20 protein-coding genes are annotated in these 18,749 nt (G+C 69.0%); all 20 read right to left on the bottom strand.

Going from position 1 to position 18,749, the window contains the following annotated elements; translation table 11 throughout:
- Window positions 1-312 precede the first annotated feature (312 nt).
- On the bottom strand, window positions 313-1,146 hold the full coding sequence (locus ACFQV6_RS16120; RefSeq protein WP_378028287.1) for a hypothetical protein: 834 nt from the start codon (window positions 1,144-1,146) through the stop codon (window positions 313-315).
- Window positions 1,143-1,688 (bottom strand): hypothetical protein, encoded by a 546-nt coding sequence (locus ACFQV6_RS16115; protein ID WP_378028286.1) that lies wholly within the window; start codon window positions 1,686-1,688, stop codon window positions 1,143-1,145. The genes ACFQV6_RS16120 and ACFQV6_RS16115 overlap by 4 nt, the downstream gene beginning before the upstream one ends.
- 87 nt (window positions 1,689-1,775) lie before the next feature.
- Window positions 1,776-1,937 (bottom strand): hypothetical protein, encoded by a 162-nt coding sequence (locus ACFQV6_RS16110; protein ID WP_378028285.1) that lies wholly within the window; start codon window positions 1,935-1,937, stop codon window positions 1,776-1,778.
- A gap of 54 nt (window positions 1,938-1,991) precedes the next feature.
- Window positions 1,992-2,255, bottom strand: a complete 264-nt coding sequence (locus ACFQV6_RS16105; protein WP_378028284.1) for a hypothetical protein — start codon at window positions 2,253-2,255, stop codon at window positions 1,992-1,994.
- A gap of 76 nt (window positions 2,256-2,331) precedes the next feature.
- Window positions 2,332-2,769, bottom strand: coding sequence for a hypothetical protein (locus ACFQV6_RS16100; protein WP_378028283.1), 438 nt, complete (start codon window positions 2,767-2,769; stop codon window positions 2,332-2,334).
- 77 nt (window positions 2,770-2,846) lie between these two features.
- On the bottom strand, window positions 2,847-3,275 hold the full coding sequence (locus ACFQV6_RS16095) for a single-stranded DNA-binding protein (protein ID WP_378028282.1): 429 nt from the start codon (window positions 3,273-3,275) through the stop codon (window positions 2,847-2,849).
- Between the two features lie 811 nt (window positions 3,276-4,086).
- Window positions 4,087-4,380: a hypothetical protein gene (locus ACFQV6_RS16090; protein WP_378028281.1), complete on the bottom strand. Its 294-nt coding sequence runs from the start codon at window positions 4,378-4,380 to the stop codon at window positions 4,087-4,089.
- Window positions 4,380-5,297, bottom strand: a complete 918-nt coding sequence (locus ACFQV6_RS16085) for a hypothetical protein (RefSeq protein WP_378028280.1) — start codon at window positions 5,295-5,297, stop codon at window positions 4,380-4,382. Before ACFQV6_RS16085 ends, ACFQV6_RS16090 begins: the two co-directional genes overlap by 1 nt.
- A 165-nt stretch (window positions 5,298-5,462) precedes the next feature.
- A complete protein-coding gene (locus ACFQV6_RS16080; RefSeq protein WP_378028279.1) occupies window positions 5,463-6,167 on the bottom strand; it encodes a hypothetical protein in 705 nt (234 codons plus the stop codon).
- 367 nt (window positions 6,168-6,534) lie between these two features.
- Window positions 6,535-6,852 (bottom strand): hypothetical protein, encoded by a 318-nt coding sequence (locus ACFQV6_RS16075; protein ID WP_378028278.1) that lies wholly within the window; start codon window positions 6,850-6,852, stop codon window positions 6,535-6,537.
- A 39-nt stretch (window positions 6,853-6,891) separates the two neighbouring features.
- Window positions 6,892-7,476, bottom strand: a complete 585-nt coding sequence (locus ACFQV6_RS16070) for a hypothetical protein (protein ID WP_378028277.1) — start codon at window positions 7,474-7,476, stop codon at window positions 6,892-6,894.
- A 319-nt stretch (window positions 7,477-7,795) separates the two neighbouring features.
- A complete protein-coding gene (locus ACFQV6_RS16065) occupies window positions 7,796-8,719 on the bottom strand; it encodes a bifunctional DNA primase/polymerase (protein ID WP_378028276.1) in 924 nt (307 codons plus the stop codon).
- 319 nt (window positions 8,720-9,038) lie between these two features.
- On the bottom strand, window positions 9,039-9,515 hold the full coding sequence (locus ACFQV6_RS16060; protein ID WP_378028275.1) for a hypothetical protein: 477 nt from the start codon (window positions 9,513-9,515) through the stop codon (window positions 9,039-9,041).
- Window positions 9,516-9,649: 134 nt separating this feature from the next.
- The gene (locus ACFQV6_RS16055; protein WP_378028274.1) at window positions 9,650-10,507 is read right to left on the bottom strand and encodes a hypothetical protein; all 858 of its coding nucleotides are present in this window, start codon (window positions 10,505-10,507) and stop codon (window positions 9,650-9,652) included.
- A 117-nt stretch (window positions 10,508-10,624) separates the two neighbouring features.
- The gene (locus tag ACFQV6_RS16050) at window positions 10,625-11,248 is read right to left on the bottom strand and encodes a hypothetical protein (RefSeq protein WP_378028273.1); all 624 of its coding nucleotides are present in this window, start codon (window positions 11,246-11,248) and stop codon (window positions 10,625-10,627) included.
- Window positions 11,249-11,483: 235 nt separating this feature from the next.
- A complete protein-coding gene (locus tag ACFQV6_RS16045; RefSeq protein WP_378028272.1) occupies window positions 11,484-13,298 on the bottom strand; it encodes a ParB/RepB/Spo0J family partition protein in 1,815 nt (604 codons plus the stop codon).
- A gap of 790 nt (window positions 13,299-14,088) precedes the next feature.
- Window positions 14,089-14,766: a hypothetical protein gene (locus tag ACFQV6_RS16040; RefSeq protein WP_378028271.1), complete on the bottom strand. Its 678-nt coding sequence runs from the start codon at window positions 14,764-14,766 to the stop codon at window positions 14,089-14,091.
- Window positions 14,763-15,701 (bottom strand): DUF4192 domain-containing protein, encoded by a 939-nt coding sequence (locus tag ACFQV6_RS16035; protein WP_378028270.1) that lies wholly within the window; start codon window positions 15,699-15,701, stop codon window positions 14,763-14,765. Before ACFQV6_RS16035 ends, ACFQV6_RS16040 begins: the two co-directional genes overlap by 4 nt.
- Before the next feature lie 210 nt (window positions 15,702-15,911).
- Window positions 15,912-16,103, bottom strand: coding sequence for a hypothetical protein (locus ACFQV6_RS16030; RefSeq protein ID WP_378028269.1), 192 nt, complete (start codon window positions 16,101-16,103; stop codon window positions 15,912-15,914).
- A 407-nt stretch (window positions 16,104-16,510) separates the two neighbouring features.
- Complete coding sequence (locus ACFQV6_RS16025; RefSeq protein ID WP_378028268.1) at window positions 16,511-18,664, bottom strand: ATP-binding protein; 2,154 nt, start codon at window positions 18,662-18,664, stop codon at window positions 16,511-16,513.
- Between the last annotated feature and the right edge of the window lie 85 nt (window positions 18,665-18,749).

Here is an 18,749-nt window from a genome sequence, read left to right as displayed (position 1 = left end):
CCCCCGCCGGTGGCGGAGCCCAGCGCCGCGGGTGTCGGCAACACCCATCTCTGCCCTCCTGCTGCGGACAGCACCGCACGACGGCGATGCGGCGCCGGGTTCTCAGCTACGCACGCGATGGCGTCCCGACCTTCCGGCGTCGCGACCGGCTTGGCCGGGCACGCTGTCGACACCGATGACCCCGTCCTTCGGGATCGGCGTTCAGCGCGATTGGCCGCGAGCGGTCGCACGCCGCTCGGCGGACTTGATCGCCATCGGGGTTCGCCGTTGCGCTGCGGTGCTCTGTCTCGCGACATAGCGTGTGAGCCGGCGTCAGGCAGGCGGGCTCGACAGAGCTGCTCTGCGGCGTAGTTCGCGCAGCGGTAGTGGGTAGCTGACCCCCTGACGCTGTTCCTTCAGGATCGCGACGTCGCCGAGCTGGGCACGGAGTTTCTCCTCCTCGGCTTCGGCAGCCCGATACCGTTCGGGAGCGATGTGCAGCAGGTGCCGCCACTGGCGCTGACCAGCCCGCACGCACACTCCGAAGCAGTTGTTGTGGCTGAAGCCCTGCTCATAAAGGCGGGGCGGCCGAAGGCCTTCAGCGCGGGCCCAGTCGAGCATGTCCTGCTTGCTCAGATGCGGCGGCTCGCACATCGGGAACCGCACGGGCCACGGCGCCCACCCTTTTTCGATGGCCGGCGTGCGCCGCTGTTCGCTCGAGTCGATCCCGACGTACAGCATCGTGTTCGCCGGGTTGGTGTTTGCTGTCAGCCAGGCGCGGCAGGGCCGCTGTTTCAGGTGCACCGAGCACGGGGCGATTCGCGAGTTCCCGACGAATCGTTGGTCGGCGAAGACCTGCCATGGGGTGCGGCCGTCTGCCACCACGATCGGCTCGACGCCGAGCAGTGATCCAGCGTCGGCAACAAATCTCCACAGATCAGGATCTTCAGCCTTGGTGTCGGCCGCGAGCAGGACGAGGTTGTCCGTGCTGTGTTCGGCGGCGACACGCATGGCGGCCGCCCAGCTGCCGATGCCTCCGGAGAACTGCACGACGTGCTTCATCGGCGCGGCGTTCGGTAGCGCGGATCCCGGGCCGCGCGCCTGGTTGTGGTCGCGCGGCCGGTGCGCTGCATCGGACGTCGGCACTTTGCTGTCGCTGATGGTCATGGCGTTGTCCCGGTACGCAGTGCGGCGGTGCGGTGCAGGACGTCGCGGTCAGGGACGGTCCAGCCGTCGGTGGATACGATCTGCTGTTGTCCGTTGAGGTCGGTCAGCGTGTACCAGCCGGTTTCGCCGGGAGCTTGTCGTTGCGGATCGATGGGGCCGTGTTCGGCGAGGTAGGCCGGGATGCGGTCGGTAGCGAGCTGGCGGAGCTGGGTGATCCAGTGGGCGGCGGGGCTGTCGTTCCAGCCGGGGTGCTCGCACGACTGGTGCTGTAGCGAGGCTGCGGCGGCTTGAATAACGTCGGGGTCGATGCGGCCGGGGTAAGGCTGGTACCGGTAGGTGTCGACGTCACGGTCGCGGAAGCTGTCAGGGCCGGGCCGGCCGCCGTCACGGTCGTGCGGAAAGCAGTGGGCAACGCTGGTGAGGTTTTCCTTCCACAGCATCCGGCCGGTCTCGTCGCCCTGGTCGGCGGTGATGACATTCCAATCGATAGCGGCGGTGAGGAGAAGGTCGAGGTGGTCGCGGTCGACGATCCAGGCACTCATGTTCGTTTTCCTTGCGCAGAAGCGGGGATGTGCTGAGACGGGACGCTGGTGGGACACCCCGATCGGGGTGTCCCACCAGCGAGGAGCTCAGTGCAGGCCGATCATCGGCAGCGCCGGGGTGTGCTCGAGGATGGCGAGGGCGACGACGTGCAGGCCGATCAGGCCGGAGACGTGGGCGAAGTCGTGGGTCAGGTGCTCGCGGACCTTACGCAGAACGCTCTTGGGCTTGTTGCCGTCGTTCTCGGGCATGGACGTCACCTTTCGATCGAAGAGATGCAATGACTGACGGTGCGAAGAGTGGGTTCAGCGGTTCTCGGAGTGCTCGTCGTATGACCGGCCGGGCCATCGGGCCGCGTCGAGGCTCATGCCGGTGAAGGCGCTGGTGTCGTTGTCGCTCCAGTACCAGGAGCAGGTGTGCGGGTTGTGGCCGGTGCCGGGATCGGCGCCGCAGTCACTGCACGGCCGGGCGACCGTGGGAGTGCGGCAATCGTCGGTGTGCTCGAAGTACCAGCCGGTGCAGCAGCCCGCCGGCACGCGGATATGAATCGGTGGTGTGATGGCGCGCAACCGGGGCTCCTTCGCGCGTGGGGACGGCCGCCCGGTCCCGGGGCTGTGCTCGGGACCGGGCCATGCACGGCCGGTGTCAGCGGGGGCGGTGAACGGATTCGAGGTTGCCGACGACGTCGGGCCACGCCTCGGCGGCGATGGTCTCGCCTTCGGGGCTGGTGACGAGGTGACCGCTTCGCTGGCCGGCCGTGGAGCGGTTGCCGACGTCGCGGATGCTGACGCTCAGCTCGCGGGCGTACATCTTCAGCCCGAGGACGCCGTTGTTGTCGTAGGGCATCAGGGTGTTGCCGATGACCGTGACGGTGGTGCGCAGGCTGAGCTTGCGGGCCTGCTGAGCGAGTTCACCCCAGCAGAGGATGTCGATGACGAGCCGGCCTGACGTGCGCTTCTTGTTGCCGTCCATCCACTCGCGAAAGTGGGTGATCTCGAACTGCGTGTACTCACGGCCGTCACCAGCAACACCGATTTCGGGCCGGCGGGTGATGATGCCTTCGTAGACGATCTGCGCGAACATGAGCGGCTCCTGCCAAGACGAGGAATGGGCGAGAGGACCGGGCCGGGGCCGGCCGTGCCGGCCCCGGGATGCGTGGACTAGAAGGCGGGCTCCAGCTCCCGCTCGGCCGGCTCATCGAGGTCCGCGGACCACGGCGTCTTGGCGCCGTCGGTCTCGGTCTCGACGACCTGGACCTCCTCGAAGCGGGAGCTGAGGCCGATGTCGGCGGCGGTCACCTGCAGCAGCGCTCCGGCTTCGCCGTTGTCGCGGCGGTTGTACGCCCACGGCGCCAGGTCGTCGCGGGCGACGACGAAGACGGTGTTGCCCTTCTTCCACTTGGCGGCGCGCTCGGCGAGATCGCCCCAGACGGTGACGGTGATCCACATGGTCGGCGCGTCATCCCACACGCCGTCCCTCTGGACGCGTCGGCCATGGCCGACGCGCAGGTGGCAGACGCTGCGCCCGGACTTGGAAATCTCGAGCTCGGCGTCGGCGGCGAGGTTGCCGTCGAACGAGAAGTGGTACATAGGGTGACTCCCCTTCAGCGGTGCGGTGCGGTGCGGCTGAAGCCCCCGGGTTGTCGGATCGGGTGATCCGCAGCGCCGGGGTGCCGCGCTGACGGGGCCGGTCAGAGCCCGCCCATGTGCCTGGGGGTGCAAGCCCCCGTTCTGCGGAAGATCTTGGCGGTCGAGCGCAGCGCTGACCTGGGTGCCAAGATGTTCTGCTGAGGGCTTAGCGCCCTCGGCGCGGGTGGGCTGACCTACGGGCCATCTCAGCGGCGGACACCTCCGGACGCCGCCGGATCTCACGCCGAACCCGCGAACAAGCCGGTGAACTCACGCTGGCGGGGCATCACCCCGGACGACAGCGCGGCCGCCCGGGGCTGGCGGATCGACGATCATGCAGGCGCCGGTAGGACGACTGTTGCGGCTCCTGGCCGCACATTGACAGGCCGCCGCTTCGAGGTTCGGAGGTGCGACCCGGTAGCGCCCAGTCCCGCGGGCAGGCACGGCGCCGCCTGCCCGCAGGACAAGGCAACCTGGACGGCGATGATCGTCGTCGGCAAGGGTGACTGCTCTACCTCCGCTGGGCTGCAACGCGCATCGCCTATGCCGGCACCGGCGAACATCTGGCCATGCGCGAGGAGAGCGCGGCTCGGCGAACGCCGCGGTTGTGACGGGAGCTGGTGCGACGTTGGTGCTCGCGTCGCGCCGTACAGGCGGCGCCGATCCTGACATCGATCCGCCGGAGGGCTACTCGGTCGTCGCAGCGACCGTGGATGGCACAAAGCAGGACGGCTTGGCTGCTGCTTTGTCGGACGAGCTGCACAGCTGCTGGTTACAGCGGTGTCGGCCTCTTCGCGTCGGCCGGCCGATGAGACCCGTCGGCGTCGGGCTGTGCTGGAGCAAGGGTGCATGGTCCGGTGAGCTGGGCGAGTGTCACCGTGATGGCGTTGCCGTCGCCGACGGTGCGGGCGTAGCCGAGCATTTGCGAGACCGCGCTTCGGGTGGTGCCGTCGACGGCGCAGCGAATGAAGTGTCGGCAGGAGTTCTGCGCTGTGCGGTGGGTGTCGCTGTCGAAGCGGCTCCAGTCGACCGGCTCGTCGCTGCCAGCGGATGCGATGGTCGTCATCAGCGGACCAGCCCTTCGCGGTGCAGCCGGGCGATGAGTGCTGCGAAAGCTCGGCTGGTAGGGCTGTCGGCGTCGATTTCGGCGGGCATCGTCTGGCGCGCTCGATCGAGTAGCTCCTGCAGCGAAGGCTGTTCAGCGGTCCGCGTGTCGACGATCTCACTGCGCGGCGGTTGCTGGCCGGCCACCCTCGATGCTGCCGTCCGCGGCTCGGCGGCGGCCGGCCCGGTGAGGTCGAGCAGTAGGGCCGGGTCGGCGTCGGTGCGTACGGTCGTGCGTGCCTGAATCTCGCGTGCGATGACCTGGCATGCGTCGTGGCCGAGCTCGAACCCCACCCGGTGCAGGACCGCGGCGGCGTCCGTGCTGACGTGGCCGCCGAGGGCGTCGATGATGAGTTGGGCGTAGCGGTGGGAGTATTGCTGCGCCAGTTGGCGGAAGTCGGGCTGGCTGTTGCCGTCGGTCATGTGATCCCTCGGGGCTTCTGGAGACGATAGGTGGCTGACGGCCTGAGCGGAGGAGTTGGGTGATCCCGCCGGGCCTGGGCTGTTCTGGAGAGAGCCCGCAGGTCGGGTCTGCGGGTCGGTGTTCTGTTGCGCGCCGATGAAGATGGTGACGGCGCGTACTGCGGGTCGCCCGTGTGAGCGGCCCGGGGCGTTCTGCCGGAACGCTGGGTAGATGCTGCCGTCTTCCAGGCCCATCACGCTGGAGCGCGCCACCTGGCCGTCGACGAATGCGTAGATGTCCGCGCTCAGATACTCGTTGCGGTCGCCGGCGGCCACGCCCGCGAACTCCACGATTGCCTTCTTCGCGCCACCGGCGAAGGAGACGATCACGATGTGGCGCTGCTGATCGGCGGTGTCGAGGTCGATGGTGGGGTGGTGGCCGATGCGGTCGAGGTAGTCGGCGAAGGTCTTTGCCATGAGAAGGGACTGCTCCTGGAGGGTCGAGTGTGAGCGTGGCACGGCGGCGGAGGTGGCACGGCGGCCGAGCCACAGGTGTGAGGAAGGTAGGGCCGGGGGTGCCGATGCGGGACGGGGTGAAGGCCGCGGTGACCGGCGGCCTGTCACGGTGTTTGCCTTGCGGGATCAGGCTGGTTCCGGCCGCGGACTTGTGACGGCCAGCGGCCGGTCGTCGCGCTGCCCGCCCAGGCAGAGCGCTTCCGGCGGCAGGGAGCACGCCAGCCGGTGCAGCGACGAGCCGTCGGGGTAGCGGTCGTAGAAGTCCCGATGCGCTGAGCGGGCCGCCGCTTCGGTGTAGGGCTGGGCGGCGAGCCGGTGTACCGAGGTGATGATGTGGTTGAGGAAGTAGGCCGGCCAGGTGAACATGCGCATCGCGGCGATGAGGCCGGTGTCGGCATGGACCAGGAACGTCGACACGCGGGTGTGCGTGCCGCGGGGTGCCGGCTGCAGGGAGAACGGTGTGGTGAGCCGCTGCGGATTGAACGGGGCGTCGTTCCACGGCGAGTCGCCGTACTGGAACAGCAGGAATCCGTTGATGCCCTGTTCGGTCCACCCGAACCGGGCCTTGCCGGTGTGCACGGCGGCTATCTCGCGCAGGCTCGGGCGGGTCAGGAAGATCGTCAGCCGGATGTGGTCGGCGTCCATCCACAGGTGCGGTCCTTGCGGCCAGACGGACCGGTCGGGATCGAACGAGCCGCCGACGCGGTAGGCGTGGCCGTCGGTGAACGTCGCCTCGACCTCGCGACGATGCGCCGCGCATGCGGCGCCCCGGCCGCTGGCCCAGCCGCCGCCGGCGTCGGTGATCAGCCACCACTGCTCGCGCTGGTTCAAGCTATGCCGGCCGACATCGCAATGGCGCACGGTAGGTGAGGCGGGGAAAGGGCCACTGACGGTTACTACGTTGTCCATATCGGGATTCCCTCGAGGAGTCGTGGATTTCGAGCCCGCCAGATGCAGGGTGGCGTGGTGCTCGCCACCGGCGATGCGGGTGCCATCGGCGTAGACCTGTGTCGGTGTGCGCCGGATCGCATGTCACCCACCGGTGCCGAGTCCGCAGGCACGCGCGGCGTAGTCGCGCGTGGTGGTGTGGGTGACCGAGTCCGAAGAGCGGCCGGATGTGCGACCGCCGTAGGGCCAATGACGTCGGGCCGGGCCCCGAGCGGTCTGCAAGAGCAGTCTTCCCAGGCGTCGCGAGAGGTCAGAACAGTGTCAGCTGCTCATGGCCGCCAGACGGCATCGGTCGGGCTCGCCTGCGCGATGCCGTGCGCCGCAGGTGCGGATCGCGGCGCAGCAGGTTGTCGACGTGGATGCGGTGGCCGGGGCCGATCTGCGGGTAGCGGATGCCGTTGGTGCCGGGTCGGCGCGAGATGCGGCGCACCTCCACGTACGGCCAATGCAAGGCGATGACGGCGCATCGCGGCTGCTGATAGCAGATCGGTGGGGCCAGGAGGGTTCGTGCGGTGGGCCACACGTGCATGCCCACCCGGAACTCACCAGGAACGATCTTGGGAGCCATGGAGCTGGAGCCGTCCTTCCACGCGTGTGGGTGGGGCGGTCAGCTGTTGCCGAAGCGGCAGGTGACGCGACTGCCGTGATGCAATCCCCGGCACTGGATGCCGCCGAGTTGCCGGGCGGGGTCGGCGGCATTGCGTCGCAGCATGGCTTCCAGTTCGTCGATCCGTGTGCCATGCAGCTGCTGGTAGGGGCTCTGGTCACCCATGAGTTCAGCGAAGAGCGGATGGTCGCCGAAAGCGGCCTGCCCCATCCGGAAGTACAGGCCGGCGCCTGCTCCGTGTATCGGGGTCTGCAGGCTGACCTTCGACAGCAGAAGGCAGATCTCGGCAGCGGTTGCCGGGCGTAGGTCTGTGTCGGCGGCGACGCGTTCTAGGAGTTCGCGGGCGTGGCCGCGGTAGACGAACTCGGTGCCCATGCCTGATCCGATGTTGCGGGACTTCAGGAGGCCGAACGTGTGGAAGAGAAGGTCTGCCTGGCCGGGGTGGCGGCGGCTCGCTGCGGCGATCTCGTCTTCGGCCCACTCGACGGGAGTCAGCAGCGAGGCGACCTCCGTCTGAAGTGCGGTTGCCAGGGCTGCTGGATCGACCCCGAGGGCTTGGTGACGGGAAGCGTCGATGACAGTCATATGCGGAATTCCTCATGTATGGATACTGGTGGCTCACCGTTCGGTTCGGCGCGAGCGGCGGGATCCGGTGAAGCCCTTGCGGACGTGAGATGACAGTGGGGGCGGCTGGCGTTGTAGCCGTTCTGGCTTGTGCCGGGGTGCCGTGATCTCCGGTGTTGGCGGGGCCGTCATCGGCGTCGCCCTGGAGTTCGGCGGCGACAAGAGGTGGTCACGAAGAGCGGCCGTCAGGCGGTGGTGTGCCTCGCGCCGCTGTCGTGTCTGCCGCCGGTCAGTGCGCGGCGTGCCGCTGTGCACGCTGACGCCGTGAGGCGGCCAGCTGTCATCGGCGTGGACGATCGCGCCCGGCCCGCCAGCCGGAGTCGATGGTGCGCTGCGCCTCGGCGAGGCTCAGTCCGGTCTGCACGGCCGCCGCGGTCAGTTCGTGGCGCACGGCGGCTTCGTCGACGTGGCCGCGAGCCGACAGTTGTCCCAGGCGGAATGCCGCCAGGTGCAGGGTGTTGTTGCGTTCTCCGCCGGTGATGCGGGTGCCGCCGGAGTACACCGGCGCCGGTGCCTGGCGGATGCGCTGTAGTTCACCGTCGAGCGCTGCTCGTGTGTACCGGTCGAACCGCGTGATCGTCTCGGCGGTGAGCGTGACGGGGACGGCTGGTGCGGCGACGAGGGCACGCAGTGGTGGCGGGCAGTCGGGAAGGGCGCGTCCGTTCCACGGTTGCTGGAAGCGGTAGGCGGCGCCGCTGACGTGGACCGATGGTGGGGCGACGACCAGGCCGCCGGCGCCGCGCCAGTCGACGCCGGGTAGCAGGCCAACCCGGTTCGGCAGGTCGGTCGAGGCGTACCACAGGTGCCAGCCGTTGCCGGTGCGGACCAGCGGCGCGGCCGGTTTGATGACGTCGAGGGTGTCGAGCACGGCGGCGAGTCCGGCGCCGGTGTCCATGTCGCAGACGTCGAGGGCGGTTCCGGTGACGAGGCCGACGTTGGCGTCGGGCCATTGGCGCCACCAGGAGTCGATCAGGCCGGGGTCACGGGAGGCGTCGTGCAGGCCGTGCCGCAGCCGTGGATGCTTGCCCGCGGACTCACAGCCGTCGGCGTTTCGGCAGGTGCAGGTGCCGTCGGCTGCCGGGGTGTGCAGGGGCAGCACCGGGATGCCTGCCCGGGCGTACCACAGGGCTGCTTTATGCAGGTTCGGATCGGCTTGTCGGGCTGTGCGCCTGGACAGGGGGCGGGAGTTGGTCGTGGTAGCCATCGGCGTATCACCGGCTCGGGCGACGTGACGGGACACCGGCAGTACCGGAGGCATCCGGGCGTCGCCGGTGGCTGTTCAGGCGCGCGGGGTGCGGCGAGATGGCCGTGGTGACAGCAGAGTTCGGGGGTGGCCAGGAGAGGGTCATGATCGTGGTCCTTGCGCGGAAAGGGATCGGCACCCGGGAGGGAACGGATCGCCATGGTGAGTACGACGGCCGCCGGATCTCGAACGCGTCGCCCGGGTCGGCCGGTCCAGGGGGTCTGCAGGCTCCAGCCGTGGCGGTTCGAGGGCTGCCGTGGCGTTGGTCGGCGAGGTGTTGTCACAGGCCGAGAAGTTGCTCGACGGTGAGCCCTGCTGTCGTGTCGGTCAGCGGCACGCGGTCGGTGTCGTGGCCGAAGAGGTGTTGAACGAGATTGCGGGCTGGCCGCCAGTCGCGATGCCAGGAGCCGTCTCCGCCGATGACGAACGTGTCAGGAGCCAGCAGATGGCAGCGCAGCAGCGTCGCGGTGACAGCGAGGTCGTACGGGAGCCAGCGGGTGTTGCAGTAGAACCAGTGCCGTCGCTGAGGGCCGGGCGCCGGGAGCAGGAAGCTGTCGCAGCCGGCGTCGTCGGCGCCGTTGAACGCGATGCCGGACATCGCATCGATCACCGGCGGGCCGTTGCGGCCGGGGCCGGCCAGCGCGATGGTGCGTGACACCTCCTGCACGATTCGGGTTGTGTCGTGGATCAGCGAGGGCCAGACCGCGGCCCAGGCGGGATGGTTCGGCTGGTAGCGCCAGTGGTGGGTGTGGCCCACGGTGGATCAACTCCAGAAAAGAGTGCGGTCAGGGTGGGGCGGGGCGTGATCGCCCGTGGCTGGGAGGAACGGGCGATCACGCCCCTGGCGGCCCGGCCCCTGGGGAAAGAAGGACCGGGCAGGCGGGAGCAAAGTCAGTGCGGCGCGGCCGGGCGCGGCGGTTCGGCATCGATGACGCGCAGAGCGTTAACCGCGCTGTGCAGGTCGGTCTGCACCCGGCCGAGAGCGGTACCGGTCTGCACGAGACGGCTGGTCAGGCCGTTGTGGCGGTCGGCCGGGCTCGTGCCGTCGAGGCTGGTGACGAACCGGCCGTGCAGACGCTGATCGATCGTGGCAACCCACGAGGTGACGACAGTCCGGGTGCGGCCGGTGAACAGGGAGAGGTTCTGGACGAGGCAGATCGCGTGGCGGGCGGCCGGGACCGACGGCAGGGCGGCGATCGCCTCACGCAGGGCGGTATCGAACGCCGCCAGCGGCAAGTCGTGCGGCTCATCGGGGGCCGCGGTGATGCTGCGGGGACGCACGCAGAGCAGATCGTCAAAGTCTTCCAGCAGCAGCGACAGGCGCAGGCGGTCGCCGCGGTGCTGGTGGCGGCGGCGGCAGCCGCATGGGCCGGCGAGGACGTGGGGTCCGTGCCGTGAGGGGATGCTGCCGCGGTAGTGCACCGGTTCCATGTCGGTGACCAGAAGCCGCGCCTCGTCTGCCAGCCGGGTGAGCTGGTCGGCGAGCCCGGAGGTACGTTCGGCGGCCAGGTCGCACGCGTGACGGACGTCGCGCCAGTGCTCGCCGGTACGGCGCTGGCTGGTGTCGGCCCTCAGCGGGCAGATGGTGTCGGCGACGTCGGCGATCGCCGACGCGAGCGACTGCGTAGCGGCTGCTGCCGCGGTGATCCCCGTGCTGCGGCCGGCCGCGGTGGCGGTCAGTTCAGGGTTGCGGTCGGCCCGTAAACAGTTGAGAAGGTCGATGACGGTGGCGGTGTTCAGCCCGCGCACAAGATTCCTCCAGCAGATCCGAGACCAATGGTTGCGAGCGTCCGACGGTGTACGCCGCGGTGAGGTGCGCACCGTGACGACGTGAAGGCCGTTGTCGGGTGCGCACCTTCGCCGCGTTCAGCGGGGTGAGATGTCGAACGTGCCGGCGTCCGGGACGGTGGTGGTGACTCCCGGGAACCGGCCGAGGATGGTCGCGGCCTCGGCGATGACCGGCACGGCTTCGGTGCGGGCGCACCGCTCGTTGGTGGCGGAAAGGTCGATCCTCAGCTGCACGTCTGCCGTGACCGAGGCCGACCGGCGCCTGGCGGTGACGGTGAGGTCCTCCGGATGGGTGTGGTAGACGTAGACGCCCTTGACCTGGCGAAGCTGGTCCTCGGCCTGCCGGAGCGTGACGAGCGCTGCCTCACGTGCGGCAAGGTCACCGCGGGCGGCGACCTGAAGACTGACGGTGAGTGTGGTATCGACGAGGAACGGCCAGCCACGATGGGTGAGTTCGACGGTCAGCTGCTCGTTGAGGGCGTCGACCGCCTTCTCGAATTCGTGGCACCAGCGGCGACTGTCGGCTTCGGCGCGTAGCCGCTCGCCGATGCGCGCGATGTCCGCCTCATGAAGCCGCAGACGCTCGTCGGCCAGCCGCCGGTGGTGCTCTGACTCTGCGGTGACCGCCGCCAGCCGCGCACGCAGCTGTGCGACGTCGTTGGTAGCGGAGGCGGTGGTATGCCGCCGGAGAAGCTGAAGCATGGAGTGCTCGCAATCGTTGATGCAGGGAGGGGAAAGGGAGGATTCGACCGCCGACCAGGTCGATCCGCTGACGAGGGAACCTGCGCGCTGACGACGGTGCTGAACTGGCGATACGCCGCCCTCACCGTGACGGCAATCACGGCGGTGGGTCGACGCGGACGGGTCTTGGAGCGACGACACGGTGAGGGCTCTGCCCGGACAGCACAGAGCCCCCACCGTGGGTCAGCGACAGCGGTCACGCAGCAGTCGCGTACTCCGCGTCGTCGTCCTGCTCCGTGTCGAGCACCGTGAACCGCGCAGCGACAGGATCGGGTGCCTGGGGACCGTCGTCGGAGACAGCCGGCGACGCCTCACCCTCGATCTCCCCGTCGCCGCCGATGTCGTCGGCGTCGGCGTCGGCGTCCGGCTCGTCCGCGGTGGTGACGTCCGCGTCGTTCTCGTCCGAATCGTCCTCGTCCTCGTCCTCGTCGGCTGCGGTGGCCGGCAGCAGCGCCTGGTAGAGCTCCTTCTCGGCCTCGGACATGGGGTAGCCGTCGGCGGTGAGCCGGTCGAACCAGGCGACCGCCGGTTCCTTGCTGACCCAGCTCAGGTTGCGCCGCAGCGCGTCATCGAGGTTGTTCTCCTGGCTGCACACGTACTTCGCGATCAGGCTGCGGCGCAGCCGGTCCTCGCCCGCCGTGGCGATCTCGGCGCTGGTGAGACCACCGAGGGCCCGGTACAGGTCCTCGAGACCGCCGCCGCGGTACATGGAGTGGCCGTTGTTGGCTGCCCGCAGCGCCGCGGTGGCCAGCTTGCGGCAGTTCTTGGCGGTGCCGTAAGTACGCTGCACGAACTCGTGCCGCACTGAGACGGCCGCGCGAAGCCCGTCGAGCATCTCCTCGCGGCGCCGGTCCTTCTCCTGCTGCTCGGCGATCTCCTCGGCACTCATGCCTTCGTGCTTGTCCGCCTCCTGGCGGTGGTAGCCGAACTTGGCGGGGTCTTCGCAGTAGATGACGGTGCGGGCCTGGCCCCCGTTCTTCTCGACGAACGCGTGCCACCCCGGCAGGGTCTTGACCTTCTCGACGTCCAGGGGCTGGTTGTCGGCGTCGACGAGGCGGTCGGCGGCCACCGCAGTGCCTTCGTACCCGAATCCGCGCGGCTTCGGCGTGACGTCAACGCCGTCGATGAGCAGCTGGGCTTTCGCCAGGTCACGGCTGCGGCCGTACTGGCGCTTGTCGCGCAGCGAGCTGAGGGTGTGCTTGAACTCGTACTCACCCTTGCCGATCTTGTCGAGCAGCCGCTGCTGGTCCTCCGGAGAGTCTGCGAACTCCTCCAGGCCTTGCGCCATGTCGAGCGTCAGCGTGCCCGAGTTGAGGGCACGCTGTGCCCGCGACGGCAGTGACAGGGCTTTGACCGCCGTCGTCACATGCTCCACCGCGATGTTGCGGGCCTGGGCGATGGCGTCTACGTCCCAGTCGAGGTCCAGCAGCATCTGGTAGGCGCCGGCTTCCTCGATGGCTTCGAGGTCCTTGCGGTGGGCATTGGCCTCCAGGATGGCCAGGATCTCGAACGCGGCTCCGGCGTCGTCGACGATGATGCACGGCACCCGAGTCTGTCCGGCTTCGATCGCCGCGTAGTGGCGACGTTTGCCGCCGAGAACCTCGAAGATCTCGGTAACCGGCTCGTCCGCCTCGTCGCCGTCGGCAGCGGCCGTCGGCTCGGCGGGAAGTTCGTTGACCGGCGCCGGGCGGCCGACGACGACCAGCGGATCGCGAACACCGAACATGCTGATCGAGGCGACCAGTTCGGCGAGGTCACCGAGTTCCTGGCGGGGGTGCAGCGGACTGTCACGCAGATGCCGCGGATCGAGGTTGCCCGCCCGAAACGGCGGCAGCTGAACGTCCTCACCGGTGTTGAGCCGGATCGGGCCGCTCACGATTTCGCCGACCACAAGCGACGACGACGGTTCGAGGGTGGTCTCCGCCGACACCACGCCCCCACTGGCGGCGTCGGTATCGGGCTGCTCAGCAACCTCGCTGGAGTTCTCCGGGTTGATAGCGACAGTAGTCACGATGGATCTGTCCTCCACAAAAGAGAAAGAAAAGAAAAGGCCAAGGGCGTCCGCCGAGGGCTGAGTGGCCCTGGGCGGGGCTGGCACGATCCGCTTGGGCCGGCCGATCGGCGCAGACCCGCAAGACCCACCCGCGCAGCAACGGCACAGCCATGCAGCCGCTGTGACGGGTGGGCCTTGAGGGGCCAGCCGCGGTCGGCCAGGATCAAGGGCCAGCGACACCCGGGCCGCCGCCCACGGCGGCGACCCGAAAGGTCCGCAAAAAGGCAGGAATGTGGGTGTGGCGAATAATCGTTATACCGAGTGACTCAAAATGCGTATACGCCGAACGGGAATGTGGACGGAGTCCTGGTTAGAACGGTCGCAGAGAAACGACCGGATGACGAATACAACATTTCTTGGCATGGATTCAGGTCGGCAAGACCGCGGCGCGGCCGGCTGATGTTTGTGTCCGCGCCGTCAACGTTCTTGGTCACCGGGCACTGGCATATCGGTGTCTCGCTGCGTGGTCCGGCAGGCGAGTGGTCCGGTTTCCGGTGCGAGGCCGGGTGCGGCGTCGTTCGGCCATCAGCCGGGCGGCGAGCCTCGGCGCCAGGTCGGTGATCGGCCACCGCACTCGCCAGCCGTCATGGACGGGCCCGACACCGGTGCCGGTGACGACTTTTGCCATCAGATCGGCGATCCGCTCGGGTGAGATGAGGTCCCATACCTGCTGGCAGGTAGGCCGCAGCTGCGCATACAGGTCGATGGCGGCGAGTCCGGCCCAGGATTTGGCGATGTCCTCGCCTCGCTACGCCCGGTGATCGTCCTCGTCGAGGACCGCGTCCGTGCCGGCCAGCGAACACAGAGCGTTCACGGCGGCCTGCGGCAGGTCGGCGATGAACGCGCCGAGCTCGGTCACATCGCGGGCGACGGTGTCGGTCCACGTCTCGGGGAACCGGCGGTGCAGGCTGCGGAAGTTGCTGCGCTGCACCACATGTGCCAGTCCGGCGGCCGCATCACCGCACGCGAACCGGCCGCAGTTGACGTAGACCGCCTGGCCCGGATGCCGACGCCAGTCAGTGACCGCCAAAGGTGTCACGTAACCGGCCTGGCGGCGGCCACGATCGGTGAAGCCGATGCGGTGTCCCGCGGCACGCAGCCGGTCGAGAACCGGAGCGGCTGTCGCCTCAAGCAACTGCATGAGCTGGTACTCATCACGGGGCAGTGAAAACATCGGCGGCCCGTTCGTGGCGCCGGCCGCGGTCATGGGGCACGACCCGTCAACAGCGATGATCATCTGCGCTGATGCCGGAACTCTGTCCACGGTGGTGACGCGGGCGGCTCCGACGAGAGTGACGGCCGGCAAGACCCGGCTGGTGAGGGCAATGTCGGCTCGGACGCTCAGACGCACACCGGCGCGTGTCGCCAGCTCCTGGACCTGGCCGCTGATGTGCGGGTCGTAGGTGATCAGCAGGGCGCTGGTCACGACTGGATCCGCGACGTCGCCGCCGGAAGGTGTGGGGTGGGCGGCCAGCGCAGCCGGTGAGCGGGCAGGTGAGCGCCCACGACCAGGCTGACGGTGCGGGTGAAGCCGTCCTCAGGGTCTGCTGTGCGGGCACGGTCGAGTGCCGCCTCGGCCAGCGCTTGCTGGCCGAGGCGCCACGCGGACCAGGCGGCCAGACTCGCCGGTGCAGCGACGTGCTGCTGCGGTGCCCGGCGGGTGACGTCGAGCCACAGCTCGCGCTGCCACCGCCGGCCGGTGGTCTGGTGCCATGCCGCGGTGAGCCGGTCAGGGTCGTGCAGCGCGAGACACAGCCGGGCGACCTGTTCGGCGGTGAGCCGTTCACCGGCTCGGGCAGGTGCCGTCAGCGCCGCCACCTGCGCGATGTCGGTGTTGGCAAGGGTGTTGAGGGCCGCCTGGGTTTCGGCCTGGGCCCTCGGGTCACCCGCAACCAGGGTGTCCAGTTCCTGCCGGGAGGGCAGCACCACCCGCCCGGTCAGAGCCAGCTTGGCGGCGAGCTGCGTACTGCGCGGGTCAACCGGTATGCCGCCGTCGGGCGTGCAGTCGCACCCCGACGTCAGGCAGGTCAGAATTCCGTCGTCGTATAGGAAACGGCCCAGGACAGGCACGAACAGCTGAAGAGCGCCGCTGACCTCGAAAATCTTCGCGCGGTGGATGGCGCGTCCGTAGCCGATCAGGATGATGCCGGCGGTGCGGTCGCGGACGTGCGTGGCCAGGTGTTCCAGCAGCGCTTCGGCCGGTTCGTTCAGCGGCAGGCTGATGGCGTGCGGTAGGTGTTGGCCGACCGGGCGGATGATCGCGACCAGCGCGTCGGCGGGATGGTAGCCGAGCAGATAGGGCACCAGGCCCAGCAACTCGCCTGAGCCGCTCGTGCGGGGCGGGAAATCGGTTTCGAACATGGCGGTGCGACTCCTTTGAGAAAGGTGCGAATAGACGGGTGGTGGATGGCCTGACAGAGCCCATGGGCAGATGCGCAGTAGCGGATCTATCGCGCGGCGCGGTGCGGCGCGGCAACAGCCGAGGTCACCGCAGATGTCGTGGCGGCCATCGGCCGGTGGGGGCCAGCCGGAGGCGATGTATCGACGCGTCGATTGAGGCGGCGCGGGTGGTCAACTCGGCTGATCTCGGTCGGCACCGTCAGCAAGAGCCGCGTTGTGTTGCGCGGCGATGTGCCGGGCGATCGATTCCGAGGCGACGTCAGCGACGGTGGGGATCCCCGAGGACGGCGGCACGTCGGCGGGCGTGACCGACCATCCGCCGATCACGTCGTTCGGTCGTGCGTACCAGCGGGCGTGTGTCAAGGCGTGACTCAGCGACGGGCCGACTCTGGACTGCCACCATTCCGCTGTCGCGTGGGCTACCGGCTCGGCGGTGCCGGCGTCCTCATCGGCGGGGCGTGCGTCGCTGTCGGTGATATCGGATTGACCCAGTAGGTAGGCCGCCAGCAGCCGGGCCTCGTCGAGGCCGTAGACGTCCCACCAGGTGTCCGCCTTGATCCATAGAGTGTGCTGGTCAGAGCCGCAGTACGGACAGGCCGGCAGTTCGAGGCGCTGTTGCAGGACGACTCCGTATACCTGGCCGGTCAGCCAGTACCGCCATTGCTGCTCGTCGTCGGCCAGATGCGGCGCACCGCATTGGGGACGGATGACGACCGTCGCTGCGTAGGGGCACGCATCGAGGGCGCTCCCGGCGACGGCCGCGGTAGGGGTCAGGGACAGTCAGGGGTGGGATTGCGCTCGTTGTCGACGGCGCCGGCAGTGACCGGTCCGGGCGTGCGGGAGCCGGAATCCTCACGGGTGTCGAGGCTGAGGCCGAGTCGGCGACGTTCCAGTGCGATCAGCGCGCGAGCAGGGGCATGCCAGCTGTCGTCGTCCATCGCCGCCGGTGTCTGGCCTTCGGCCAGAGCATGCAGGGCCGGAATGTGCTGGGCGTAGGGGGCGCCGAGGGTTTCCAGGTCGGTGCAGGCCCGGTCGATGGCGTCGCGCATCTTCTTGGTCCATCGGCCGGGCTGTCCCCATCTCGCGCGGGGACGGCCGTGCAGGGGCCCTTCGCACAGGTGGTAGCCGAGCCAGACGACCGGTGGGTGCACCCCGGCCGCGGCGGCGAGCAGGGCGTTCTTGTCGTAGTCCCAGGCCCTGCCGCCCCGCTGCTGCCGGTGTCCGGCAACCTTCGGTTGGGTGAGGGTGCGCCAGTAGTCCGGGTGGACTGCGGTGGAGGCGACCAGGTCCTTGGCGTCGCGGAAGCCGCCGTCGGCGATGGCCTCGGGCAGCCGGTCATGAAGCAGGTGGGCCAGCTCCCGGCGGACGGCGGGCACCGCGGGGTCGTTGGCCGGTGCCAGACGGCGCTGTCGTCCGGTCGGCGCCGGCAGGTCGACGACGGCCAGTAGCGGTGTGTCGACGGCGAGGTAGCCGAGCAGCACCGCCGCGAAATCGCTGAGAACACGCTCAAAACCGCGGCTGCGATCCCGATAGTCGGGGATCGGCAGCCAGCGTCCGCCGCCACGGTGGGCTACGCGATGCGCGGCTTCGTGAATCAGCACCAGCAGGGAGCGGTGCCGGTCGGCAAGGACGGCGCGGTGGATGGCTGTGTCCCCGGTGCTGGGCGTGTAGAAGCCGTCCGCACACGGGCTTTCCTCGCTGGCCGAGTAGACGCGGACCCGGTCCAGCGCGAACGGGCCGATCGCACGGCGCACCAGGTCGCGGCAGGAGGTGAGCACCTCACGTTCGGCGGAGGTGAGCGCCTTGTCGGGAACCCAGGTGGTCTTGTTGCGGGCGCGCTCGTAGTGGCGGGTCTGCCGTGTCTGGGCGACCTCGACACCGAGCAGGTCCATCAGGGACCGCTGCAGGTAGCTGGGCAGGCCATCGGCGGTGATCTCGGTGTAACCGTTGTCGATCAGGTCCAGCGCCGCTTGCTCGTTGCCGGTGGTGGTGTAGTACGCCAGATCGGGTAGATGGGTGCGGGACCACCAGCGCCAGGCGGCGCGGGCGTACGGCTCGTAAACGTCGCTGAAGAACTGCTCCGGCTCGGCCAGCTTCCCACCGCCCAGCACGTGCTGCGCGAAACGGGCGATGATCTGCTCGTCCTGGCTGGTGGCGAGCATGGCCCGTACGGCGGTGCGCAAAGCTCCTGCGTCGACGACGGTCCGGTCGCGGTTCTGCATGCCCTTGGCGTCCAGGGGCAGGTCGTAGGAGGCCAGCAAATCCGGCTGAACATTGACCAGGACCCCGCCGATCCAGATTCGGCCCGGTTCGCCGTCGAGCACGCATTGCCCCGGCGCGGCCGGGGGACGGTAGCCGGGTTCGGTTATGGCCCGGAACCGGCTGCGGGCTTCTTCGGCGAGCTCACGTGAACATTCGACGGTGAAGACGGTGCCCTTGACCCGGCCGGTGCGGTACAGGTGGTAGACCAGCAGCTCCGCGCCCTGCTGCGACAGCGACGGGACCAGGCCGCCGAGCAGCCGGCGCCGTTGCACACTCGGTGTGAAGCCATAGCCGACTGTCTCGCACCGCACCTGCCCGATCTGCGGGCTGCGGGCCAAGACGAGCGCCGCCAGCTTCTTGCCCTCGCCGAACTGGCCGATCTGATCGGTGGCCTTTGTCGAGTGGCCGAGCACGAGCCCTTCCTCGGGGATACCGGGCCCGTCGTCGGCGATGATCATGACGCCGTCAGCCCAGCTGACCCGCGCGTCCGGATCCTCGTCGAGCGCATTGGCGATCAGCTCGGACAACGCGCGGACCTCGGTCCACGAACTCACATAGTCCGGAGAAATGGGATAGGTCAGGGTGGTCACGGCTGACAGGTCTGCGGTGCCACTGGTGTCGAGGTGGTCGATGGGAACCCCGGTGGCCGTGGAATCGTCCACAGTGTTCTCCTTGCTGAACTCGAGGGAGGAGCAGCGCGGGATCTGACCGCTCCCAGCAGGTAGACGGCGCGGCTCTGCGGAGGCA

Origin of the sequence: Actinoplanes sp. GCM10030250 (assembly GCF_042666575.1) — a bacterium.
Classification (GTDB): domain Bacteria; phylum Actinomycetota; class Actinomycetes; order Mycobacteriales; family Micromonosporaceae; genus Actinoplanes.
Note: the sequence above shows the minus strand (reverse complement) of the source record. Positions and strands in the feature narration are given on the sequence as shown.

Bases quoted from the DNA above. Each gene is read 5' to 3' on its own strand.
- ACFQV6_RS16120 (WP_378028287.1), bottom strand. From the start codon at position 1,146: ATGACCATCAGCGACAGCAAAGTGCCGACGTCCGATGCAGCGCACCGG.
- ACFQV6_RS16115 (WP_378028286.1), bottom strand. From the start codon at position 1,688: ATGAGTGCCTGGATCGTCGACCGCGACCACCTCGACCTTCTCCTCACC.
- ACFQV6_RS16110 (WP_378028285.1), bottom strand. From the start codon at position 1,937: ATGCCCGAGAACGACGGCAACAAGCCCAAGAGCGTTCTGCGTAAGGTC.
- ACFQV6_RS16100 (WP_378028283.1), bottom strand. From the start codon at position 2,769: ATGTTCGCGCAGATCGTCTACGAAGGCATCATCACCCGCCGGCCCGAA.
- ACFQV6_RS16095 (WP_378028282.1), bottom strand. From the start codon at position 3,275: ATGTACCACTTCTCGTTCGACGGCAACCTCGCCGCCGACGCCGAGCTC.
- ACFQV6_RS16090 (WP_378028281.1), bottom strand. From the start codon at position 4,380: ATGACGACCATCGCATCCGCTGGCAGCGACGAGCCGGTCGACTGGAGC.
- ACFQV6_RS16085 (WP_378028280.1), bottom strand. From the start codon at position 5,297: ATGGCAAAGACCTTCGCCGACTACCTCGACCGCATCGGCCACCACCCC.
- ACFQV6_RS16075 (WP_378028278.1), bottom strand. From the start codon at position 6,852: ATGGCTCCCAAGATCGTTCCTGGTGAGTTCCGGGTGGGCATGCACGTG.
- ACFQV6_RS16070 (WP_378028277.1), bottom strand. From the start codon at position 7,476: ATGACTGTCATCGACGCTTCCCGTCACCAAGCCCTCGGGGTCGATCCA.
- ACFQV6_RS16065 (WP_378028276.1), bottom strand. From the start codon at position 8,719: ATGGCTACCACGACCAACTCCCGCCCCCTGTCCAGGCGCACAGCCCGA.
- ACFQV6_RS16050 (WP_378028273.1), bottom strand. From the start codon at position 11,248: ATGCTTCAGCTTCTCCGGCGGCATACCACCGCCTCCGCTACCAACGAC.
- ACFQV6_RS16035 (WP_378028270.1), bottom strand. From the start codon at position 15,701: ATGTTCGAAACCGATTTCCCGCCCCGCACGAGCGGCTCAGGCGAGTTG.